At 70.0% G+C, this 7,486-nt stretch carries 6 protein-coding genes, 1 tRNA gene and 1 pseudogene; 3 read left to right on the top strand and 5 right to left on the bottom strand.

The genetic code is table 11. From position 1 onward, the window contains the following. Together AC5LSR_RS20815 and AC5LSR_RS20810 are read left to right on the top strand one after the other, a co-directional pair. Positions 1–215, top strand: a pseudogene (locus tag AC5LSR_RS20815) (recombinase family protein); the annotation flags it as partial. Positions 216–563: 348 nt separating this feature from the next. Next, positions 564–2,234, top strand: a complete 1,671-nt coding sequence (locus AC5LSR_RS20810) for a recombinase family protein (RefSeq protein WP_493468866.1) — start codon at positions 564–566, stop codon at positions 2,232–2,234. Here the strand turns inward: AC5LSR_RS20810 and AC5LSR_RS20805 are convergent. Beyond that, a tRNA-Leu gene (locus AC5LSR_RS20805) sits at positions 2,216–2,299 on the bottom strand. The two genes, AC5LSR_RS20810 and AC5LSR_RS20805, sit on opposite strands and share 19 nt — an antisense overlap. 484 nt (positions 2,300–2,783) lie before the next feature. Between AC5LSR_RS20805 and AC5LSR_RS20800 the strand changes: the two genes are divergently transcribed. Then, the gene (locus AC5LSR_RS20800; RefSeq protein WP_493468867.1) at positions 2,784–5,423 is read left to right on the top strand and encodes a Tex family protein; all 2,640 of its coding nucleotides are present in this window, start codon (positions 2,784–2,786) and stop codon (positions 5,421–5,423) included. Positions 5,424–5,560: 137 nt separating this feature from the next. Here the strand turns inward: AC5LSR_RS20800 and AC5LSR_RS20795 are convergent, their stop codons facing one another. The 4 genes from AC5LSR_RS20795 to AC5LSR_RS20780 all read right to left on the bottom strand — a co-directional run. Then, positions 5,561–6,127 carry a GNAT family N-acetyltransferase gene (locus AC5LSR_RS20795; RefSeq protein ID WP_250285789.1) on the bottom strand — a complete coding sequence of 189 codons (567 nt, stop codon included), beginning with the start codon at positions 6,125–6,127 and terminating at the stop codon, positions 5,561–5,563. Positions 6,128–6,284: 157 nt separating this feature from the next. Continuing rightward, positions 6,285–6,716 (bottom strand): GNAT family N-acetyltransferase, encoded by a 432-nt coding sequence (locus AC5LSR_RS20790; RefSeq protein WP_250285790.1) that lies wholly within the window; start codon positions 6,714–6,716, stop codon positions 6,285–6,287. An 88-nt stretch (positions 6,717–6,804) separates the two neighbouring features. Further along, positions 6,805–6,951 (bottom strand): hypothetical protein, encoded by a 147-nt coding sequence (locus AC5LSR_RS20785; RefSeq protein ID WP_250285791.1) that lies wholly within the window; start codon positions 6,949–6,951, stop codon positions 6,805–6,807. Positions 6,952–6,996: 45 nt separating this feature from the next. After that, positions 6,997–7,486 (bottom strand): tetratricopeptide repeat protein (locus AC5LSR_RS20780; protein ID WP_250285792.1); only part of this gene is annotated, 490 nt, incomplete at its 5' end.

The raw sequence follows: 7,486 nt of genomic DNA, 5'->3' as shown, positions 1-7,486 counted from the left end.
ACACCGGCGCCCCCGTCTGGGGCCGCACCCACACCGGCAAGCCCGTCCCACCCGACCAGTGGATCATCTGCCCGTACGCCCACCCGCCGATCATCGACGGCCACACCTTCTTCCGCGCCCAGCTCCTCGCCACCCCCGAAAATGCGATCATCAGCCCGTACCTGCCGCCCTGGGAGTTTCCCCTCGCCCCGGACCAGTCCAGGAACGGGAACTGACGACGATGGTTCAGGGCCTGAGTTTCTTGATGGGCACTGGAAGTGACTGGGTGAAAGCGTCGGAGCAATTCCTGTCTTCAGCTGGTTCCTGGTCTTATCCTGTTCATGGAGCAGCTTCCATCGGCACTACGGTGGGCTGGTTTCAATGACCGGCCGACAAAGCGGGGAACGCGAATCTCCTGTCCATGTCATCATGCCACCGACCCCTCCACGGATGACACCTCCAGTCGCGGTCGCTCTACTGAAAGTAATTCGTTCCATTCATCGGCGACGCACCGCAAGGGAGTTGCCAAAGGAAGATCGATAGGTCGCCACTAAACAGTAAACAAAAGATAGGAGGGTTTCCGGGTGATCCGGTTCGCGTTCGAGGGCCGATGCTCCACTGAGGATCAGCAGGATCCCGAATCCTCACGGGCATGGCAGATAACTCGCGCCAAGGCACTGATCGAGCCGCACGGCGGCGAGATCGTCAAGGAGTACTTCGACGCCGGGCAGTCCAGGTCAATTCCCTGGCAGCGGCGCCCCATGGCCAACACCCTCCTCCAGGATCTTAAAGATCCTCATCGCGGTTTCGAGGCGGTGGTCATTGGCGAACCGCAGCGCGCCTTCTACGGCAACCAGTTCGGCCTGGTCTTCCCGCTGTTCAGCCACTACCGAGTGCCTCTGTGGGTGCCCGAGGTGGGTGGGCCGATCGATCCCAACAACGAGGCCCACGACCTCATCATGTCGGTTTTCGGCGGGATGTCGAAAGGTGAGCGTAACCGGGTAAAGGTCCGGGTGCGTGCCGCGATGGCCGCCCAGGCGAAGATGGAAGGCCGCTTCCTGGGCGGCCGTCCCCCATATGGCTACCGGTTGATCGATCTGGGCCCACATCCGAATCCGTCCAAGGCGGCGGACGGTCGGCAGCTCCACGGCCTCGCGTTGGACGAGGTGGCTGCGCCCGTCGTGGTTCGGATCTTCGCCGAGTTCCTCCTAGGTCGCGGCATCTTCGCGATCGCGGAGGGGCTCACCCGGGACGGCATCCCCAGTCCCTCCGCCCACGACCCGGCCCGCAACACGCATCGCAGCGGGAAGGCGTGGTCGAAGGGGGCCGTCCGTGCGATCCTGACCAACCCCCGCTACACCGGCCGGCAGGTCTGGAACCGCCAGCGTAAGGACGAGGTACTCCTCGACGTCGAGGACGTCGGCCTCGGACACACCACCAAGCTGCGGTGGAACCCCGCAGACAAGTGGATCTGGTCGGAGGAGACGGTCCACCCGGAGATCATCGACACCGAGACGTTCACCCAGGTACAGGAGCTTCTCGCGGGTCGGGGCCGAGGTACAGGTGATCAGAAGACCCCGCGGACACGCCAACCCTACGCGCTACGCGGCGCGGTTCACTGTGGTGTCTGCAATCGCAAGATGCAAGGACACACCGCCCGCGGCGCGACCTACTACCGGTGCCGCTATCCGCAGGAGTACGCCCTGGCCAACACGATCGCCCATCCGGCGAACGTCTACGTCCGCGAGGACGTCCTCGTCCCCGCGCTCGACAAGTGGCTCGCGGACACGCTCACCCCGCCCCGGCTGGCCGAGACCCTGGACGCCATGGCCGCCGCACAGGCGAGTCCGTCCATCGACGATCTGACCGCGCAGCGAGCCCGCCAGACGATCGAGGCGAGCAACGCCAAGCTCACGAAGTACCGGGCAGCCCTGGACACGGGAGCTGATCCGGCGATCGTGACTGGATGGATCGCAGAGGTACAGGCCGATAAGACTGCCGCTGAGCGGGACCTCCGCGAAGCACGGGAGAACGAGGTACGGCGGCTGACACGCGATGAGATCAGTAGCATGGTGGAGTCACTTGGCGACATCGTCAGCGCCCTAGCAGAGGCGGAGCCCGTCGAGAAGACGGATCTGTACCGATCGCTCCGGCTACGCTTGACCTACCACCCCATCACCAACACGGTAAGGGCCGACATGAAGATCGACACAAGTTACCGTGGGGTAATGGATCGTGTCCGAGGGGGGACTTGAACCCCCACGCCCTTAGAGGGCACTAGCACCTCAAGCTAGCGCGTCTGCCATTCCGCCACCCGGACCTGCAACGAACCAAGACTCTACACGGCTTGCGGGCGGGTCGGCGTGGGGGTCCTCCTCATCTGGGCGGCTTCTTCTGGATCTTCGGAGGTCCCATGGCTCCGGCCTTCGGAAGCCCTGCGGCTCAGGGTGAATGGAGGCCCTGGCCCTGGGCGCGCGGGGCCGGTGTGATGCGGCTGGTCCGGCGGGGCCTGGCCGCGCCCGCGGCCTCGGTCTGACGAGCTGGTCAGGCCAGCCGGGAACGGTTTGGCCAGTCCGAGAAGCGCCCTGCCGCGGCCATGGGAGCGGTCGGGCCGGGCCTGGGAGCGCTCTGCCGCGGGTCTGGGAGCGGTCGGACCGGGCCTGGGAGCGGGTCGGGCCGGGCCTGGGCCGGTCAGGTGCCGGCCCGGGGGCGGTGAGACGGGGCTGATGCGTCGGTGGGCCCGCCAGTCGGGCAAGCTGGTCTCCGACACCTCATCAGGACCCCGGCCACGGAGGCGGATCGAGATCGTGACGACGTCGGTTCATCGCAGGATCGCCGAGGAGCTCGGCGTGCGTGAGGGGCAGGTGACCGCGGCCGTCGACCTGCTCGACGGCGGGGCCACCGTGCCGTTCATCGCCCGCTACCGCAAGGAGGCGACCGGCATGCTCGACGACGCCCAGCTGCGGACCCTTGAGGAGCGGCTGCGCTACCTGCGCGAGCTGGAGGACCGGCGCGCCGCGATCCTGGAGTCGATCCGTTCCCAGGGCAAGCTGGACGACGCGCTCGAGGCGCAGATCCTGGCCGCCGACTCCAAGGCCCGCCTGGAGGACATCTACCTGCCCTACAAGCCCAAACGCCGCACCAAGGCCCAGATCGCCCGGGAGGCCGGTCTGGAGCCGCTCGCCGAGACACTGCTGGCCGACCCGTCACAGGATCCGCAGGCGACGGCCGCCCCCTTCGTCGACCCGGAGAAGGGTGTCGCCGACACGGCCGCCGCTCTCGAGGGCGCGCGGGCCATCCTGGTCGAGCGTTTCGCCGAGGACGCGGACCTGATCGGGACGCTGCGTGAGCGGATGTGGACGCGCGGCCGGCTCGTCTCCCGGGTACGGGAGGGCCGGCAGGACGCCGGCGCCAAGTTCGCCGACTACTTCGACTTTGCCGAGCCCTTCACCTCGCTGCCCTCGCACCGGATTCTGGCGCTGTTCCGCGGCGAGAAGGAGGAGGTCCTCGACCTCACCCTCGATCCGGAACCCGCCGACCCGGCCGCTGCCGGTGGGCCGGCCGACGGCGGGGGCACCGCCGACGGGCGGCCGGCGGCAGCGGCCGTGCCCCGGCAGGCGGCGGCACAGCCGAGCAGCTACGAGGTCACCGTCGCCGCGCGCTTCGCCGTCGCCGACAACGGCCGCCCGGCCGACCGCTGGCTGCTGGAGACGGTCCGCTGGGCGTGGCGGACCCGCATCCTCGTCCATCTCGACATCGACCTGCGGATGCGGCTGTGGCAGGCGGCGGAGGACACCGCCGTCCGGGTGTTCGCGGTGAACCTGCGTGACCTGCTGCTGGCGGCGCCCGCCGGCGTGCGGGCGACCATGGGGCTCGACCCGGGGCTGCGCACCGGGGTGAAGGTCGCGGTGGTCGACCCGACCGGCCAGGTGGTGGCGACCGAGACGATCTACCCGCACGAGCCGCGGCGGCGCTGGGACGAGTCGATCGCCGTCCTCGCCCGGCTCGCGCACGCCCACAACGTCGAACTGGTCGCGATCGGCAACGGGACCGCGTCCCGGGAGACCGACAGGCTTGCGGGCGAGCTGGCCAAACGGCATCCGGAGCTCAGGCTCACCTCGGTGGTGGTGTCCGAGGCCGGCGCCTCGGTGTACTCCGCGTCCGCCTATGCCTCGCGGGAGCTGCCCGAGCTGGACGTGTCGCTGCGCGGCGCGGTGTCCATCGCCCGCCGGCTGCAGGATCCGCTGGCGGAACTGGTCAAGATCGACCCCCGTTCGATCGGGGTCGGCCAGTATCAGCACGACCTCTCCGAGGTGAAGCTGTCGCGTTCGCTGGACGCGGTGGTGGAGGACTGCGTCAACGCCGTCGGCGTCGACGTCAACACCGCCTCGGCGCCGCTACTGACGCGCGTGTCGGGCATCGGCGAGGGGCTGGCGGAGAACATCGTGCGCCACCGGGACGCCCATGGCCCGTTCCGGTCCCGCCGGGCGCTCATCGACGTCCCGCGGCTGGGGCCGAAGGCGTTCGAGCAGTGCGCCGGCTTCCTGCGCATCCGTGGTGGCGACGACCCGCTGGACGCCTCCAGCGTGCACCCGGAGGCGTATCCGGTGGTACGCCGCATCCTCACGGCCACGGACAGCGACATCACGACGGTGATCGGTAACAGCTCGGCGTTGCGGGCGCTGCGGCCGACGGACTTCGTCGACGACACCTTCGGCCTGCCGACCGTCACCGACATCCTCCGGGAGCTGGAGAAGCCGGGCCGGGACCCGCGCCCGGCGTTCCGGACCGCGGCGTTCGCCGAGGGGGTGGAGACGCTCGCCGACCTCGCGCCCGGCATGGTGCTGGAGGGTGTGGTCACCAACGTCGCCGCGTTCGGTGCGTTCGTCGACGTCGGGGTGCACCAGGACGGGCTCGTCCACGTCTCGGCGATGTCGCGGAACTTCGTCTCCGACCCGCGCGAGGTGGTCAAGCCCGGTGACATCGTCCGGGTGAAGGTGCTCGACGTCGACATCGCCCGCAAACGCGTCTCGCTGACGCTGCGGCTCGACGACGACAGCGATGCCGGCGGCGGCCGTGCCGGCCAGCGGACGCCGTCGGGTGCGTCGTCGGGTTCCGGGCGCCGCCGGGAGCGCGGCGGCGCGCCGGCGGCCGGCCCCCGCGAGCCTGGCGCCGGCGCCGCCGGTGGCGGTGGCGCCGGTGGCGGTGGCCGCGGTCCCCGCGAGCGTGGCGCCGGCGGTGGTAGTCCCCGCGAGCGTGGCGCCGGCGGTCCCGGCGCCGCCCGCGGCGCGCGCTCCGGCGGGGCGCAGCCGCGCACCCGCCGCGGCGGGTCGAACGACGTACCCGACGGCGCGCTCGCCGACGCGCTGCGCCGCGCCGGTCTCATCGACGAGTTCGGCAACAGCGTCAGCCAGCCGAAACGCCCCGGCCGGACCGGCCGCTGACCCACGCCCACCCGGCCGGCCGGCCCACACCGGCCGGCCGGGGATGTGGGATGCCCGGATCCGGGCCCGGCCAACCGCGGAGCGGCCGCACGGCCGCACGTCACGCCGAGCACCGTGGAGCGACGCCTGACGCGCGTTCACCGCAAGCCGCGGCACCTGGTCGAGCGCAGGGGGCGGTCCAGGCGGTACACGTAGTGCAGGGGGTCGTCGACGGGGTTGTCCGGCGCGAGGGGCCCCTGCCCGACACGTCGGAGGCCGGCTTTCTCCAGTGCCCGCCACGACGCCCGGTTGGCCGCCACGACCGGCACCATGACGCAGGTGGCCGCGGGATGATCGGACCAGGTCCGTGCGATCATCGAGGCGATCATGCGGGTGCCCAGGCCACGCCCGGTCCGGCCGGGTTCACCGATCAGGTAGTCGAGGCTCATGGCGCCGGTGGGGACGTCGACGACGGGTGCCAGCTCGTCGCGGTAGGCGGGGTAGTCGGCGAGGTGGCAACGTTGCACCAGCCCGAGGGGCCGGTCGTCGAGCAGGGCGAGGAAGTCCTCCGACGGCTCCTCGCCGCGGGCCGCGGGGCCGAAGTCGCGGCGGACGGCCTCGATCGTGCTCTCGTGGTTCCACCAGCGGGCGACGTGCGGCTGTTCCAGCCATCCCCGTAACAACACGAAGTCGGACTCGTCAAGCTGCCGCCAGGTAATCGTCATGGATCGCTCCGATGAGACGGGACCACAGACGACCGTCGACCACGGTCAGTAACAATGTAGATGTTCGGTCGCGTGCTCTCCAGCGTCCACATCCGTGGGCTGCCCGCGGTGGACAGGGGCGCCGGGCCGGTCAGGCCCGGCCGGAGGCCGACGGCGTTCAGCCGGGTTTTTCCATATCGATGAACTCCACGGCCCCACGGCCGTCGAACGTCTCGGTGTGGCGGCCGGTCTCGGTGAAACCAAGACGCCGGTACAGACGGACGGCGCGTGTGTTGAAGGCCGCGACATCGAGCACGACCCGGCGCTGCCCGTAGACGGGACGGGCGAGCTCCAGACCGGCCAGCACGAAGCGCTCGCCGAGCCCGCGGCCGGTGAGATCGGGCCGCAGGCCGAACCCGTAGAACAACGCGTCGTCGTGTAGCTCGAAGAAGTAGAAACCGACCAGGGCACCGTCGTCGTCGCGGGCGGCGAAGAACCGTTCGGGATTCTTCACGGGCATACCGTCGCTGTTGTAGAAGTCGTAGGGCGGGTCGTAACGCCAGGCGTCGCGCTCGCGGAACATCGCGTCGTCCGCCGGTTCGATCCGCACCGCTTTCGCCCACCCCACATGTCGGCCCCGTATCGCCAGCACGATTCTCCCAGGCCACGCCACGGGGCCGCCACGGGATGACCGGACGCTACCGAGAGTAGCTGCCCACCGCACCCTCGGCGAGGATGCCGCGCGCACCGTCCTCGCCGTGGCACGAGACCGGTGGCCCCCGGGCTCCCGGCATGCCCACGTCCGTCCCCGGCAGGATGATTCCGGCGGCCGGCTGTTCCGCCATGCGGCTTCCTGAAAGAGCCCGGACGTGAACGGAACCTGGTCGGCTTCAGGCTTCGCGGTCGGCTTCCCGCGACGGGCCGGCTGGGCTGGGCTCCGTTCGCGAAGCTGCTGTTACCCGGGCCAGGGCTTCCTTCGTTGTGGTTACCGCCTGGTCGGAGTCCCCCAGGACCATCAGCTGGTCGGCGAGGATGGCCTGGAGGGCTTCAGCCGCCTGGTGGTAGCGGCCCATCCGCTCGTACACGCAGGCGAGCTCGTACCACCTGTGCAGCGTGTCGTGATGTTTCGGGCCGGCCAGCTGGCGCATGCCTTCGATCACTTCGTCGAGTTCCGCGGCGGCGCCGTCGAAATCCTGCAGGTCGATGAGCACTCCGCTGAGAGCGTGGCGCGTGGCGACGGTGTCGCGGTGATAAGGGCCGTGGGACTTCATCCGCTCGGTGACCAGCTTCTGGAGCTCGGTGGCCGCCGTGGGCCAGTCGCCGGCCTTCCACCGATGTGTCGCCAGGTTGTTCCGGAGAACCGACACGTCACGGTGTTCC

Source organism: Protofrankia sp. CiP1_Cm_nod4, assembly GCF_982290645.1.
This window is presented reverse-complemented; position numbering and strand designations above follow the sequence as displayed.